The organism is Rhodopirellula maiorica SM1 (genome assembly GCF_000346295.1).
Taxonomy (GTDB): Bacteria; Planctomycetota; Planctomycetia; order Pirellulales; family Pirellulaceae; genus Novipirellula; species Novipirellula maiorica.
Map to the genome: position 1 here is coordinate 1 of NZ_ANOG01000816.1, position 549 is coordinate 549.

The 549-nt window shown below is 54.8% G+C and carries 1 pseudogene; it reads right to left on the bottom strand.

Annotation, left to right across the window (positions count from 1 at the left end):
* Nucleotides 1-477, bottom strand: a pseudogene (locus RMSM_RS26650) (hypothetical protein); the annotation flags it as partial.
* Nucleotides 478-549 lie beyond the last annotated feature (72 nt).

A 549-nucleotide genomic window follows, 5' to 3' on the forward strand; every position in this document is an offset into this window, starting at 1 on the left:
CTTGTCCATATCGTCGGCAATTCGCTCGTGTGTCGGTTGTTCACGTAGCGAGTGCAGCAATTCACGAGCCTCATCCATCTCGCCCTTGCGAAGCCGCAACCGCACGCGTGCGGCCAATAGTTCACGAATCGCCACAAGGTCGATGATCGCGTTCTGGACACCTCGGATGTAAGCTTCGGCTTGTAAACGCATATCATCGCCACTCAAATCGGCGACCGCATGCGGATTGAGCCCTGGCACCATGGGCAATCTTGCTAGGATCGCGCCACCATTTTTCACATACAACAGATGTAGCGGCGAATCAGCCGCCTCGACATCCAAACGCCCATTCCAATCGGTTCGGCCGACAAACGACATGTCCCCGGTTTCCAGATTTTTATCGTAAATCTCGTAACCGATCAGCGGAAAATCGGGGTCCTTCTGAGCATGCAGCCGCAACATCGTTGATTCACCGAACGGTCGACTCCGCAGCGCCATGCGAATGTTCGTTTGTTGCTACGGCCTTGAACGCCCACCTGCACGGCCGGCATGAAAGTCCATCTACTAAAG